The organism is Oscillatoria nigro-viridis PCC 7112, assembly GCF_000317475.1.
GTDB classification, from domain to species: Bacteria; Cyanobacteriota; Cyanobacteriia; order Cyanobacteriales; family Microcoleaceae; genus Microcoleus; species Microcoleus nigroviridis.
The window spans coordinates 6,916,240-6,929,869 of the sequence record NC_019729.1; the positions used below are offsets into that span (position 1 = coordinate 6,916,240).

At 48.1% G+C, this 13,630-nt stretch carries 14 protein-coding genes; 6 read left to right on the forward strand and 8 right to left on the reverse strand.

The window, feature by feature from the left end; translation table 11 throughout:
- Nucleotides 1–160: 160 nt before the first annotated feature.
- From OSC7112_RS28670 to OSC7112_RS28680, 4 genes are read right to left on the reverse strand one after another with little or no spacing between them, the layout of a single operon-like run.
- Entirely contained in the window at nt 161–1,384 is a 1,224-nt protein-coding gene (locus tag OSC7112_RS28670; protein ID WP_015179182.1) for a COP23 domain-containing protein, read from the reverse strand.
- Between the two features lie 32 nt (nt 1,385–1,416).
- A complete protein-coding gene (locus OSC7112_RS38725; RefSeq protein WP_190274289.1) occupies nt 1,417–1,590 on the reverse strand; it encodes a hypothetical protein in 174 nt (57 codons plus the stop codon).
- Nucleotides 1,587–2,042, reverse strand: a complete 456-nt coding sequence (locus tag OSC7112_RS28675; RefSeq protein ID WP_150111623.1) for a S1 family serine peptidase — start codon at nt 2,040–2,042, stop codon at nt 1,587–1,589. Before OSC7112_RS28675 ends, OSC7112_RS38725 begins: the two co-directional genes overlap by 4 nt.
- The gene (locus OSC7112_RS28680) at nt 2,003–2,611 is read right to left on the reverse strand and encodes a COP23 domain-containing protein (protein ID WP_041622786.1); all 609 of its coding nucleotides are present in this window, start codon (nt 2,609–2,611) and stop codon (nt 2,003–2,005) included. The genes OSC7112_RS28675 and OSC7112_RS28680 overlap by 40 nt, the downstream gene beginning before the upstream one ends.
- A 680-nt stretch (nt 2,612–3,291) precedes the next feature.
- On the opposite strand from OSC7112_RS28680, the gene OSC7112_RS28690 reads away from it, so the two are divergent.
- Together OSC7112_RS28690 and OSC7112_RS28695 are read left to right on the forward strand one after the other, a co-directional pair.
- Nucleotides 3,292–3,897 carry a hypothetical protein gene (locus OSC7112_RS28690; protein ID WP_015179184.1) on the forward strand — a complete coding sequence of 202 codons (606 nt, stop codon included), beginning with the start codon at nt 3,292–3,294 and terminating at the stop codon, nt 3,895–3,897.
- Between the two features lie 138 nt (nt 3,898–4,035).
- Nucleotides 4,036–5,412: a cytochrome P450 gene (locus tag OSC7112_RS28695; RefSeq protein ID WP_015179185.1), complete on the forward strand. Its 1,377-nt coding sequence runs from the start codon at nt 4,036–4,038 to the stop codon at nt 5,410–5,412.
- Nucleotides 5,413–5,952: 540 nt separating this feature from the next.
- On the opposite strand, the gene OSC7112_RS28700 is transcribed toward OSC7112_RS28695, so the two are convergent.
- On the reverse strand, nt 5,953–6,240 hold the full coding sequence (locus tag OSC7112_RS28700) for a hypothetical protein (protein ID WP_006632921.1): 288 nt from the start codon (nt 6,238–6,240) through the stop codon (nt 5,953–5,955).
- A gap of 494 nt (nt 6,241–6,734) precedes the next feature.
- Between OSC7112_RS28700 and OSC7112_RS28705 the strand changes: the two genes are divergently transcribed.
- From OSC7112_RS28705 to OSC7112_RS28715, 3 genes are all read left to right on the forward strand, one after another.
- A complete protein-coding gene (locus tag OSC7112_RS28705) occupies nt 6,735–6,995 on the forward strand; it encodes a MoaD/ThiS family protein (protein WP_015179186.1) in 261 nt (86 codons plus the stop codon).
- A 370-nt stretch (nt 6,996–7,365) separates the two neighbouring features.
- On the forward strand, nt 7,366–8,664 hold the full coding sequence (gene thrC, locus OSC7112_RS28710; protein ID WP_015179187.1) for a threonine synthase: 1,299 nt from the start codon (nt 7,366–7,368) through the stop codon (nt 8,662–8,664).
- Nucleotides 8,665–8,781: 117 nt separating this feature from the next.
- On the forward strand, nt 8,782–9,057 hold the full coding sequence (locus OSC7112_RS28715; RefSeq protein WP_015179188.1) for a MoaD/ThiS family protein: 276 nt from the start codon (nt 8,782–8,784) through the stop codon (nt 9,055–9,057).
- Nucleotides 9,058–9,161: 104 nt separating this feature from the next.
- Here the strand turns inward: OSC7112_RS28715 and OSC7112_RS28720 are convergent, their stop codons facing one another.
- From OSC7112_RS28720 to OSC7112_RS28730, 3 genes are all read right to left on the reverse strand, one after another.
- Nucleotides 9,162–11,027 carry a ribonuclease J gene (locus tag OSC7112_RS28720; RefSeq protein WP_015179189.1) on the reverse strand — a complete coding sequence of 622 codons (1,866 nt, stop codon included), beginning with the start codon at nt 11,025–11,027 and terminating at the stop codon, nt 9,162–9,164.
- 267 nt (nt 11,028–11,294) lie between these two features.
- Nucleotides 11,295–12,218 (reverse strand): 4-hydroxy-tetrahydrodipicolinate synthase, encoded by a 924-nt coding sequence (dapA, locus tag OSC7112_RS28725; protein WP_015179190.1) that lies wholly within the window; start codon nt 12,216–12,218, stop codon nt 11,295–11,297.
- 106 nt (nt 12,219–12,324) lie between these two features.
- Nucleotides 12,325–13,368: an aspartate-semialdehyde dehydrogenase gene (locus OSC7112_RS28730; RefSeq protein WP_041623607.1), complete on the reverse strand. Its 1,044-nt coding sequence runs from the start codon at nt 13,366–13,368 to the stop codon at nt 12,325–12,327.
- Between the two features lie 88 nt (nt 13,369–13,456).
- Here OSC7112_RS28730 and OSC7112_RS40300 point away from each other — a divergent pair, with 88 nt between their 5' ends.
- Nucleotides 13,457–13,624, forward strand: coding sequence for a hypothetical protein (locus tag OSC7112_RS40300; protein ID WP_190274290.1), 168 nt, complete (start codon nt 13,457–13,459; stop codon nt 13,622–13,624).
- Nucleotides 13,625–13,630: the final 6 nt, after the last annotated feature.

Sequence of the window (13,630 nt, forward strand, 5' to 3'; positions counted from 1 at the left end):
TGTTCCAAAAAATCATCAGTTCTATTATGTCAGTGATAAATAAGTAAAATATCTCAAATTTTTAGCTAATAAGTAGTGGTTTGAGAACCTCGACTTATTATAAAAGTCCGGGTTCTGTGTTTACCCATTACTAATCTCTCTAAAATCTCAAATCGCCAATCTAAAATTGTTCCAGCCGTTCCCGGACATCGATATACAGTACAGTACCGCTTTCAGAAAGAGAAGGCACAGCCTTTTGATTCCGCAGCCAAACAAAAAAACTGCTAAGTGCAGGAGTCGGATCTTGATCCCGGCGCAGCGTGTAGATCAAACCTTCGCAAGGCCCATTAACGCTGCTAGTCGTGCAAATCGCTTTCTGGTTATTTACAATACCCACAGTCACATAATTTAGCTGTTTATTTCGGTTATAATTCTCAAGGCGCTGAGTCACTTGTTGGCAGCGAGTTAGAGGATCGTAGCCCGAACTAGAAAAGAAATTAGAATTCCAGCGAATCCAAGGCTCCCTGAACCCTTGTGGATTTTGATATACAGTCACCGGCTCGCCCGTTGAGGTATCGCATACAAATCCTCCATAACCCAGATTCGGTTGGTTTTGATCGGAGGCGCTGCTGATAGAAAGATTGCTGAGAATATCAAAGCCGTTACGCTTGTTTTGTGAAAGCAACTCCCTAAAAGCATCGATCGGGATTGCCGCGTTCAACCCCGTTTTTATCTCTTCAATCTGACCGTTCCACTGGCTCCTAATTGTGCCAACAGTATCCCCCTGGCCGTGAATTCCTACCACCCTGCCATCAGCATCAAATACAGGCCCGCCGCTCATCCCGCGCCTGGTTACAGCTTGGTAGCGCAGACTATAACCTGATGAGGCGCTGCCCAAGCGAGAAGAGATGATGCCAGCAGTAAACTCAAGTTTTCGTTCAAATCCCGAAATTGGCAGCGGATAGCCAGAAACGTAAATAGCAGAACCGACAACAGCACGTTCTGACTCGCCTATTGGTGCTACTGGATACTGTTCTCGGCTCTGAAACTGTATCAATGCCAAGTCTATATCCCGGTCATTTTTTGGTAGGCGCTGTATTCTAATCGCAGCATAATCCTTCTCTAAATGAGTGCGAATGCTGTATTTTTGAGCGAGGCTTGCCACCACATGATTAGCTGTCAAAACAGTGTAAATATTACCTTGTTTGGCAATAATTACTCCCGATCCGCTAGCAAAAAAACCCAGCGTATTGTTGACTTCCACAGTTGTCAATGTCGCTAGCTGGGCAATTTCTTCGGCTGTTTTGGCACAGGCAGCATATTGTTGGCTGAGAACCGCCGTCACTGTTAATGCACCTGTCAAGATGATTGTCAGCGCGTCAAACCGCAAATTCCACACATTCATCGATAACTCCCTAGATGAAACGAGGCGAACTGCTATATACTAATCGGAATTCCCCAACTGGATTTAAGCATTTTCTCTAATAATTCCGCTGTTGGTTCACTTCCATCTTCAAAAGCATAGACGCCAAAATTTGGATCTCGATACTTGCCCCTACAGTTAATCCCCACCAAGAAACCTTTGGCATTAAAAATCGGGCCGCCAGTCATGCCGATTTTAACCTCATTTGTATAGCCCAAGCTATAACCTTGAGACAAAGATTTGGGTAACAGCACCGAAACGAAGCCAGCGTCACCGCCAAAGCCCCAACCTCAGCACCCGCAGGAAAGCCGACTGCCAACACTGGCTCAGACACCGCTCCTGCCTCAAGGCTTAATGGTGCTATTTTATACTCGATCGCGCTGCGAAACAGAACGATCGCCAGATCGGTATTGCTCAGCCGCCTCGGAACTCCTAGCAGTGGGTGGAGGAGGCCGTCGTCGGTGACAAGTCCGATCGCCACAACGTGCCAGTTAGTCAGCACCGGATAGGTTTGGCGCTGCTTCTGGGACGATCGTCCCAGAAGCAGAAGATATTTTCGTCGGGATGCGTACCGCTGTTTGACCCGCCAAATTTTCCACCTCAATCCTTGGAATTGGCGATCGGATGGAAAATTTGCCAATCTTTAAGGCTGTCCGAACGCTGGGGAAAAGGGGGCAGTTGCGCCTCATCATCCATGTTTTCCCCTAGCTTGTCGCTGACATCAATGTAAGGAATTTTACTGGTTTCATCAAAAGACGGCATCCCGGCATATCCTTGCCGCCAAGCCAACAAATTATACAAAGAGCCGATCGGGTCTTGGCCGGGTCTGAGGGTATAAATCAAATTTTGACACAGCCCATTGACTTGATTCGCCGTGCAGATGACGTTCTGGCCGTTCATCTGCCCCGCAGTAATGTACTTAAGCATTCGTTGGCGGCGATAGGTTTCTAGGCGTTGACTCACTAATTGACACCGAGTTGCCGGATCGTAGCCAGAACCGGAGAAATAATCGGAAGTCCACTCAATCCAAGGCTCTAGGGCACCTTTAGGGTTTTTGTACACCGTCACCGGCGCACCGGTCGAGGTGCTGCACCAAAATCCACTTTCCCCCGGTGCTCCCCGACTGTAACTCGGTCCAGAAGCAACCGTCAGGCCGCTGAGGGCGCAAGCTGTTGCCACCAAAACTTTTGTCACTAATTGCTGTTTCATGATTTTTTCACTGTGTTTTATGAGATTCGGCACCAAAATCATCGAATGCTGCGATAACACCCTTGACACGCCTGTCCGTTACAGATCCGCTGACTGAGGAATTATGTGATTCCCGACTTGACCAGAAACCAGTTTTTTTTACGAAAACACTTCGTTGCAGCCCTTATGCCTGGTTAAAAAACCCGGTTTTTTTGCTCTTGATGCGTAACTTTTGATATTGTTCGCGACTTGCACGTTCCCTCTAACCGCGATTTCGGCGCTGTTAAAAAAGCGCTCCGAAGCCGAGCTTAAAATTCGCGCGCCCGTCTGAATTCTGTCCTGATTGCTACTAATCAAACTCAGGCTTTTACCAACCGGAAAGAGGCTTTTCACCTCAGACCTTGGAATAGGTCGAGTTGCAACGGTACATCACACCACTGACAAGGTATTTGATATCACTTACGAGCTGTGTCGCGAGCTCGATCTGCTGAGACGGGTAGACTGCTGGGTTATACCCTTGAAGGGTATAACCCCTCTTACCCGATCTAACACTAAAATCCAGGTATTAACAAGAACTCTGAACTTGTTTTCATCTCCGTACTGCGGGAAATACTTCTAAGTGAGTGTAATCAGGGACTAAGTGCTTTCTACCACCAAAGTTCACCCTCCATACACTGACGTTTAGTAAAGTATTAAAAACTATGAACCCTATCTGCAAACAGTTAGGATATTTAGGCGTTTGGTTAATTTTGATGGGCGGTAGCAGTTGTTCTAGCTCAGATGCAGCTACCTCAACCGAAAACCAGAGGCAACTCTCAGCCACCGCCCGTCAGTTCCAACACCTACAGCTAACGGGAAATCCAATTGAGGCTCGATCGAGTCAATTAAGGCAGCCTTCTAACTCTGTTGCCTCAGTTTTAGGCAGTGCTGCCCTCTCAGAAAATACTGCCACCGTTACGGTTTATAAGGTAGATAATTTTTGTCAAACTCTGAAGCCGGAAACAGTTACAGGCCCAGAGAACCAGTTAATGTCATCGGCGGTTAATGAAGTGTTAAAGCAGCAGATTTTCGATAGTCTTGGTTTGGCTGGTTATCGCCTCAAGATCGATCGCGACCTCGGAATAGCTACCGTAGATCTGCGAGCATCGGGAAATTCGCGGCAGAAATTGCAAAATCTGTCCAGTTGTCAAATGTTAGGCTTGTTCGGGGGCGTGCGCCAAACTTTAATCAGTTATGCTCCTTGGCAAATCAAAACTGTTCGTTTTACAGAGCTTGGAGAGGATATTTTGAGCACCGTTCGAGAATAAGCTATTAAAATTATTGGAGATGGGACTTACACAATTCTCCCCTTAAAAACAAGGGTTGGGAGAGATTGAACAAACCTTCATACCCTGTGAGATTTGTTGATACTGCTAACTCCTGTGACCCAAACCCAGGTAATTCCTATGACACTACCTAACGGCCCCAAAGCTCCACCCTTTGTGCAGCTAATTCAATGGATCGGCGATCCCCTGACATTCATGGATAAATGTGCCAAACAATACGGCGACATTTTCACAGCTCAAGTGAACAACGGGAAACCATTGGTGATGATCCACCACCCGCAAGCTGTCCAGGAGATGCTCAACAGCAACTCGTTTCACGCTCCAGGCCGCCTGAACAGCCTCCTCAAACCCTTGGTGGGAGAACAATCCATGTTTCTCCTCTCAGGAGAAAGGCACAAACGCGAGCGCCAATTATTGATGCCACCTTTTCACGGGGAAGGGATGCGGAATTACGGTCAACTAATTTGCGATATCGCTCGAGATGTTGCCAGCAAGTGGTCGGTCGATCGACCTTTTGTGGCCCGCAGCGCCATGCAGGAAGTCACCATGCGGGTAATCTTGCAAGCTGTCTTCGGCATGGATGACGGGCCGCGGTTGCAAGCACTCAAGCCACTACTTGCCTCAGTCCTCGATATGACCAACTCTCCCCTGCGATCGAGTATGCTGTTTTTCGGCTGGATGCAGCAAGATTGGGGCTCTTGGAGTCCTTGGGGACGCATGAAACAGCAGCAGCAAAAAATTGACGAACTGATTTACGCCGAAATTGCCGAACGTAAAGAGCAACCAGACGCCAACCGCACCGACATTCTCAGCTTAATGATGGCTGCGCGCGACGAAAACGGGCAACCAATGACCGATGAAGAATTGCGCGACGAGTTGATGACGCTGTTGCTGGCAGGCCACGAAACCACAGCAACGGCCCTAGCTTGGGCGTTTTACTGGATTCACCACTTGCCCTCAGTGCGCCAGAAGTTGCTGCAAGAATTGGACAGTTTGGGGGAAAATCCCGACCCGATGGAGATTTTCCGCTTACCTTACCTGAGTGCAGTTTGTCAGGAGACGCTGCGAATTTACCCCGTGGCAATGCTGACGTTTTCGCGAGAAGTTCTCGCGCCCGTGGAACTGATGGGACATCAACTCGAACCGGGCACGATTGTCGTCGGCTCGATTTATTTGACCCACAGACGGGAGGATTTGTATCCAGAACCGCTGCAATTTAAACCGGAACGGTTTTTGGAGAGGCAATTCTCGCCTTACGAGTATTTGCCTTTTGGAGGCGGCAGCCGGCGCTGTATCGGCTTGGCGCTGGCGCAGTTGGAGATGAAACTGGTGCTGGCAACCATTTTGCGGGATTTCGACCTAGTATTGGCCGAGAAAAAGCCCGTACAGGCCAAACGCCGAGGGGTGACTTTAGGGCCGGCCGGCGGCGTGCGGATGGCACTGCTGGGGCGGCGGATATCGCGGCAGAAGCGTGAACCTGTCGCTAGTGGGGTTTAAAGTCGCAGCGGTGGCAGCGGACGATCGAACTTTTAGCTTTGAGTGCAAACAATTTAGGGAGAATGTGCGATCGTCCGCCAAGGCCACCATTTTTTGTAGCACCCGCTACAGATAAATAGCTAGAATCCTTAACCTGTAACCCTCGCCCCCTCTCACTTTTCAAATTTTCAGTCTAAAATGATATGAACCTCGCAAACACAGCCTGAAAGCAAAAGTGGGTGATTGCAATAGTCCTCTTGATATTTCAAAAGCCTCCCTGCCATACTTTAAAAACATATGCATACCCTGTTATTCAGCAAGGTCGGAAGCGTGTTGGCATTGCCTGCAATCTTCCGGCCTCTTTATTTTTTGGGCTATTTCAGGCATTGGGTACAAGATGCAGAAGGCAAGGCAAAAATATAAATTCTCCCCCTGTCCCCATCTGCCCCTCTCCCCAATCTAGAGCTTGTGCTTCTCATTGAAATAGAATGCGACAGCAAGTTTAAGGAATTACTAAGGAATAATTAATAACTTGTTAAATCAGCTCCTTTTGCCCTTCTCTCAATCTTCTGTTTTCAGAAATTCCGATACCGAGACAGACTTCGGGAGACTCTCCAGATCTTGAATTTCGCTTTCGTGGGCAAAAAACTCGACTTCTTTGTCGTCAATCTGGATCTGATAGCTCGCGGTAGCTGTCACAACCCGTCGCTTTTTTTTATCTTCTATTAAAACCCAACACACGACAGGTCTTACCCATCTCTCAACGTGCTGGCTTTGCTTTGTACTCCCAAAGGCATACCAGCCTTTAGCTTCAATAATTTGAAGCACTTTAAAATCGTTATTTGCCATATATCTCTATCGCGTTAACTTCAGTATTTTTCTTAGATAGAACGGCTAGCTTGCTAAGCATGGCAATGGTTTGACCATTCCAAGCGGCACTTGATAACCTGATTTTTAGTCAGGAAAACCGGGTTGACATGGCCTTGTCTGCGTTGTTGCCTGCTAAATTTGGTGCAATCTTTTTGTACTCTCCCACAATTACCGTAAAGTATCTATACCGCATCCTCAAAAAATATTCTCGCATTAGCCTCAACAGCAGCAAACTAGACGTTAGCTAGCTGCATCTAAGTGGATGCAAACTGCTTCTAACGCCTGGTTGGTGAGAGCGATCGGCATACAATCCTGTTAAGAGTTTTTGCTGCAATCAACTATCATCTTTACCCGATGGGGTAAAACTTAACTAGAGGTTGCCGCTTTCAATTCTAAGCCTCGGCGCGCCTAATTCCTAATTAATTGTATGGTGTAGTTGATAATTGCCAAAGCGTCGATCGCGCTCAACAGCCATGTCTAACTCTTCGATTACCATCACCGTTAAACTGTTCGCCGCCTTCGGTGAAGCCTACGGCGTTTCGGAACTTACATTAGAACTTCCTCCCGAAACCCCAGTGTCTCAAGTGCTCGAAAGCTCGATCGCCCAATATCCTCAATTAGAACAATGGCGCGATCGCACCCGCTTCGGGCTCAACCTGGAATTCGTCTCCCCCGACACCATCCTCCAAGACGGGGACGAAGTTGTCCTCATCCCCCCCGTCAGCGGCGGCTAGGCTGAGTTGGTTAATCAAAAATTCGAGGTTTTGTAGTTGTGTTCGATCGCACGACTGCCCAATTGTGATCCCAAAAAAGATTTATTAAGTTTTGTAACAATTTCGTCGGCAAATCATCCTTGAACTCGATCGGGTTCGCGTGCGGGCCTGACAATCTGGATTAAGAGCCCGATCCTGAAAACAAGTCAAATCCTTGTGGGGTCAGCGTCCCGTCCGCCCAAAGATCCAAGTTAAATACACCGCTGTTTAACTCAAAAGTAACTGAAAAATCAATCCCGACTAAAAAAATCGGGTATGGTTGACGGGCTAAATTGACCGTGCTAATCTTGCACAAGACTAAGAAAACATCGCAAAACTAGAGAGTTGAGCTATGACCCAGGCGACCAGAACCCAATCCACAGCAGCAACCTTCACAGCCCTTAAATGTAAAGAATGCGGCGAAGAGTACGAACTCCAAGCCAAGCACGTCTGCGATTGCTGTTTTGGCCCGCTTGAAGTCAAGTACGACTACGACGCCATCCGCCGCACCGTCACTCGCCAAACCATCGCAGCCGGCCCCAACTCGATCTGGCGCTACCGCGCATTTTTACCAGTCGCTACAGATAACGTCATCGATGTGGGGACTGGGATGACTCCTCTATTAAAATCCCACCGCTTGGCGCGCCGCCTGGGTCTAAAAAATCTTTATATTAAAAACGATGCCGTCAATATGCCCACTCTCAGCTTTAAAGACAGAGTGGTGTCAGTCGCCCTCAGCAGAGCCAGAGAATTGGGTTTCACAACGGTATCCTGCGCCAGCACCGGCAATTTAGCTAACTCTACGGCTGCGATCGCCGCCCACGCCGGACTCGACTGCGTAGTCTTCATCCCCTCCGACTTAGAAGCAGGCAAAGTCCTCGGCACTCTGATTTACAATCCAACTGTCATGGCAGTTCACGGCAACTACGACCAGGTTAACCGACTCTGTTGCGAAGTCGCCAATACACATGGCTGGGGATTTGTCAATATCAACTTGCGTCCCTACTATTCCGAAGGCTCGAAAACCCTGGGCTACGAAGTTGCCGAACAGCTAGGCTGGCAATTGCCCGATCACATCGTCGCTCCCCTCGCTTCCGGCTCTTTGTTCACAAAAATTTACAAAGGCTTTCAAGAATTCACCGAAGTCGGTTTAGTGGATGAAAAGAAAGTCAGATTCAGCGGTGCCCAAGCTGACGGCTGTTCCCCCATCGCCCAAGCCTTCCGCGAAAGCCGCGATTTCGTGAAACCGGTGAAACCGAATACAATTGCTAAGTCGATCGCGATCGGCAATCCAGCCGACGGTATGTACGCCTTGGAAATCGCCCGCAAAACCAACGGCAACATTGAATCCGTCAGCGACACCGAAATCATCGAAGGCATGAAACTGCTAGCAGAAACCGAAGGTATCTTCACCGAAACCGCAGGCGGCACGACCATCGCAGTCTTGAAGAAACTTGTAGAAGCAGGTAAAATCAATCCCGATGAAACTACCGTCGCTTACATCACCGGCAACGGTTTGAAAACGCAAGAAGCAGTTCAAGGCTACATCGGCGAACCCATCACCCTCGAACCGAAACTAGAAGCGTTCGAGCGCGCCCTAGAACGCGCCCGCACGCTCGAACGCTTAGAATGGCAACAAGTTTCGGTTTAATAAATAGTCAGTAGTCCTCAGTCATTAGTCATTAGTTATTAGTTATTAAGCTGCTGACGACTACTGACTGCTGACTGCTGACTGCTGACTACTGACTACTGACTAAGGACTAAAAAAATGACAGTCAAAGTTTTAATTCCCACTCCCCTGCAAAAATTCACCAACAATCAAGCCACCATCGAATGCGCCGGCGACAACATTTCCGAACTGATTGAATCGCTGGAAACAAATTGTCCCGGCATCAAAAAAAGCCTGTGCGACGAAAAGGGAGAACCCCGCAGATTTCTCAACTTCTACGTCAACAGCGAAGACATCCGGTTTTTGGAAGGTACAGAAACTGCTCTTAAAGATGGTGATGAAGTGAGTATTGTACCGGCGGTTGCTGGTGGTTGATTTTTGACCGCAGATGCAGGCAGATAAACACAGATGAACGCAGATAGTTATTGAATCTATCTGCGTTTATTTGCGTCGATCTGCGGTTGCAAATTACGATCGAACTAGGAGGCGACGGAAGCTACTTTTGCAGCAGTCCGGGGACGGCGGCGGCCTGTTACTTTATTCACAGGGGCTGGTACTGGAGATGGTACTGATGATGCTAGTTTAGGCGCTTCAATGGAAAGCTGAGATGTTTGAACAGTTTCCGATCGCACTGCTTCTTCAGGAATTTGCATCAGGAATACCAGCAGCGGATTGCTTTGCAGTTCCCGACGCATCACTCGCTGAATTGCTTTTTCTATTTGCGTTTGCACTCCTACCCAGTCAACATCAACTTGTGAGTCTGAAGCAGCAGGTTTAACAAATTCTGACCAACGATCGCTCAAAACTGTTTCAATGGTTTGAATGATTAATTTGATCACCTCCGCCCGATCTGCTGATGTCACTACACCTTTCAAGTGGACTTCTGGTTTGGCAACTAATTTGCCTTCCCAATTCAAAGCCGCCGCTACAGTTACAACGCCATCTCCGGCCAACTGCTGGCGTTCCTTGAGTACGTTCGCTTTCACAACGCCCGATCGAGAAGCATCTACCAATTCAATTCCTGAAGGCACTTTACCAGCAACTCGTATCGAATTTTCAGTTAATTCTACGACATCGCCGTTATCAATAACCACCATATTGCTAGCGGGAATGCCCATGCTTTGAGCCGTCTTGGAGTGCTGGATCAGCATCCGGTGTTCTCCGTGAACCGGCAAGAAGAACTTGGGACGAGTCATGTTTATCATTAACTTTTGGTCTTCCTGACAGCCGTGGCCGGAAACGTGAATGCCTTTGTCGCGACCGTAAACCACGTGTGCTCCCAGCATCATCAGTTTATCGATCGTGTTTACCACTGCGATCGTATTTCCCGGAATCGGATTAGCTGAGAAAATGACTGTATCGCCCTTTCTGATTTTCAGTTCGTGATGTTCGCCGTTAGCAATGCGAGTCATCGCCGCCATCGGTTCGCCTTGGGAACCTGTAGTTAAAATCAGTACCTTGTCTTCAGCCAAATTGCGGATTTCTTTCAGCGGTTTGAAAATACTATCTTCGCATTTGATGTAGCCGAGATTGCGGCAGTGAGCGATGACGTTAAGCATCGACCGGCCAACCACTCCGACATAGCGATTGTTTTTCTTAGCCAAGTCCAAAACAATTTGCAATCGGTGTACCGACGAAGCAAAAGTCGTCACCATCACCCGTCCCGGTGCTTGAGCGATAATTCTGTCTAAATTCGGCGCCACAGAACGTTCCGAAGCGGTAAAACCGGGAACTTCCGAGTTAGTAGAATCGCTGATCAAGCACAGCACGCCTCTCTCGCCGTACTCTGCCAGCTTTTGCAAATCAAAATGCTCGCCGTCTACAGGAGTGTGGTCAATTTTAAAGTCTCCGGTGTGGATCAAAATTCCCACGGGAGTGTGAATTGCCACCGTAAAACTGTCGGCCATCGAGTGAGTGTTGCGAATGTATTCTACTAAGAAATTCTTCCCTATTCTGACAGTATCCCTGGGTCTAACCGTTCTCAATTCAGTGCGGTGAGACACTCCGGCTTCTTCGAGTTTTCCGGCTAGCAAAGCCATCGCCAAACGCGGGCCGTAAATGACCGGAATTTCAAATTGTTTGAGGTGGTAAGGGATACCGCCTATGTGGTCTTCGTGACCGTGTGTCACGATCATACCTTTAATTTTGTGGCTGTTTTCCCGCAGGTAAGTCATGTCTGGGAGGACAATATTTACCCCGTGCATTCCATCTGTCGGGAACGCTAAACCGGCATCTAAAAGAATGATTTCGTCGCCGTACTCGAACACACAAGTGTTTTTACCGATTTCGTGCAGCCCGCCGAGGGGAATAATTTTTAGAGCAGATGCCGTTGTATTTTTGATCATGCGTATCCTTTGTTAGTTATTTTTGTTATTGGTCTGTGGTCTGTGGTCTGTGGTCTGTCGTCTTTCGTCTACTGTTCGTTGGTAGGGCGATATTTTTCCAAATATTTATGGAAAACTCCCTGGCGGGTTTTACTATCCCGTACAGTCAGTTGTCTTGAGCCTTCATTCTTCTATCTTCCGTCTTTAATCCTTGACTGTTAGCTACTTACTAACACTTAATTACTAATGACTGATGACTCAGAACTAATGACTCATAACAACCAATATTCAGTTGTCTGAAAACTCGTTCTCGCTCGTCTTGCTAGCTGATACTGCTGCTAGCTGACTCAGTACGTCCTTTAACTTTTGAGTTACCTCAACGGGCGGATCGCACAGGGGCGGACGGGTGGAGCCTACATCCCAGCCTTGAAGTTTGAGAGCTGTCTTGACGGGAATGGGATTTGTGGTGAGAAAAAGAGCTTTAAACAGGTCAAAAAGTTGCAAGTGAATCTGGGTAGCGACTTGAACTTGACCGGCCTCGAAAGCTTCGATCATCTGTTGCAGTTGCTCTCCTACCAGATGGCTGGCTACGCTAACTACACCAGATCCTCCTACCGCCAACATTGGCAAAGTTAGGGAATCATCTCCAGAATAGATGGCAAATTCAGGGGATGTCAAGCACCGAATTTGACTTGCTTGATCCAAGTTGCCACTTGCTTCTTTTACGGCCACAATGTTGGGGATTTCTGCCAATCTAGCCACCGTCTCCGGCAACATATTCTGACCAGTGCGACCGGGGATGTTATACAACATTATAGGCAATTCTGGAGCAGATTGCGCGATCGCCCGAAAATGATTGTATAAACCTTCTTGCGGGGGTTTGTTGTAATAAGGAACCACCTGCAAACAACCATCTAACCCGAGTTTAGCTGCTTTTTTCGTAGCTGCGACGGCTTCTGAAGTAGAATTAGATCCGGCTCCTGCGATTACCAACGCCTTACCGGCCACCGCTTTTTGTACCACCTGAAATAATTCGTACTCTTCATCCCAGGTCATAGTGGGAGACTCGCCAGTAGTGCCGCACACTACCAAGCTATCAGTACCGCGATCGGCTAAATGAACTGCCAATTGTTCTGCTACCGCATAGTTAACGCTGCCGTCTTCCTTAAACGGCGTAATCATTGCAGTCAGAACCCGTCCAAACTTTACCACACTTTCTCCGATTTTAGACTGTTGATTTTTGATTTTAAATTTTTGATTTCAGATGAAAGGTTTATCTAAAATCCCAATTTCAATTTCCCAATTGCCCCAATTTCCGCTAATTAGAAGCGGCCGCCGCTTGGGTTCGCAACAAATTTTTTTGGGCCAGCAACTCAGCTATCTGCACCGCATTTAAAGCCGCCCCTTTGCGGATTTGATCGCCAGACAGCCACATTTCCAACCCGCAGGGGTGAGAAATATCTTGGCGAATCCTGCCGACTAACACCTCATCCTTACCGCTTGCCTCGACAGGCATCGGGAAATAATTAGCTTGCCAGTCTTCTACCAGTTTAACCCCGCTTGCCTGCTTTAAGATTTCCCTGGCTTCGATCGCGCTAAAAGGCTCTGCAAACTCTAGATTAATCGCTTCCGAATGAGCCCGCAGTACGGGAACCCGCACACAAGTTGCCGTAATTTTAATCTCGTCCGTACCAAATATCTTCCGAGTTTCGTTTACCATTTTCATCTCTTCTTCACAATACCCCAAATCATTAATCGGGGTGTTGTGCGGAAACAAATTAAATGCTAAGGGGTAGGGAAATATATCTGTTTTGGGCGTTTCCCCCTGCAAAATTGCTCTTGCTTGAGCTTTCATTTCCTCCATTGCCCTCGCCCCCGCCCCGCTGGCAGACTGGTAAGTCGCTACAACTATGCGCTGTACCGGCTTAACTTTGTGAAGTGGCCAAACGGCAACTGCCATCAAAATCGTCGTGCAGTTGGGATTAGCAATTATACCGCGGTGAGCCGCAGCCGCTTGGGGATTGACTTCTGGAACCACTAGCGGTACGGTCGCATCCATGCGGAAGGCGCTAGAATTGTCGATGACCACTGCCCCGGCTGCCACCGCTTGCGGAGCCCAGAATTTAGAAGTAGAGCCGCCGGCAGAAGCAAGTACGAGATCTACATTATCAAACGATCGCGCCGACACTGCTTCGACCGGCAGCATCTCGCCGCCAAAAGGCAAAGTTGTGCCTGCTGAACGTTCCGAAGCCAGCAGCTTCAAGTTAGAAATCGGAAAACTCCGGCTGTGCAATAGTTCTAGCAACTCGGCCCCGACTGCGCCGGTAGCTCCTAAAATGGCAACTCGATAGGATTGAGACAAATTAGTTTCCTCCACAAATTAAAGTCTAAACGATCGAAATCAAAAATTTAAATAACTGCAATTCTCAATATCAAACTTAATTAATGTTATGCGATATCAGGAGCATGAGAGGATGGCAACGGTGCAGTTAACCGAAACGGGCGATCGAACTTCCCGATCGATCCGCGCGATCGTACCCAATGCCAGTTTAGCATCTTTTGCCGTTAGCGAAGCTTGCAGAACAGGATCGCCCCGCGCCCAATCCGCATCCGGTTAAGTTTTG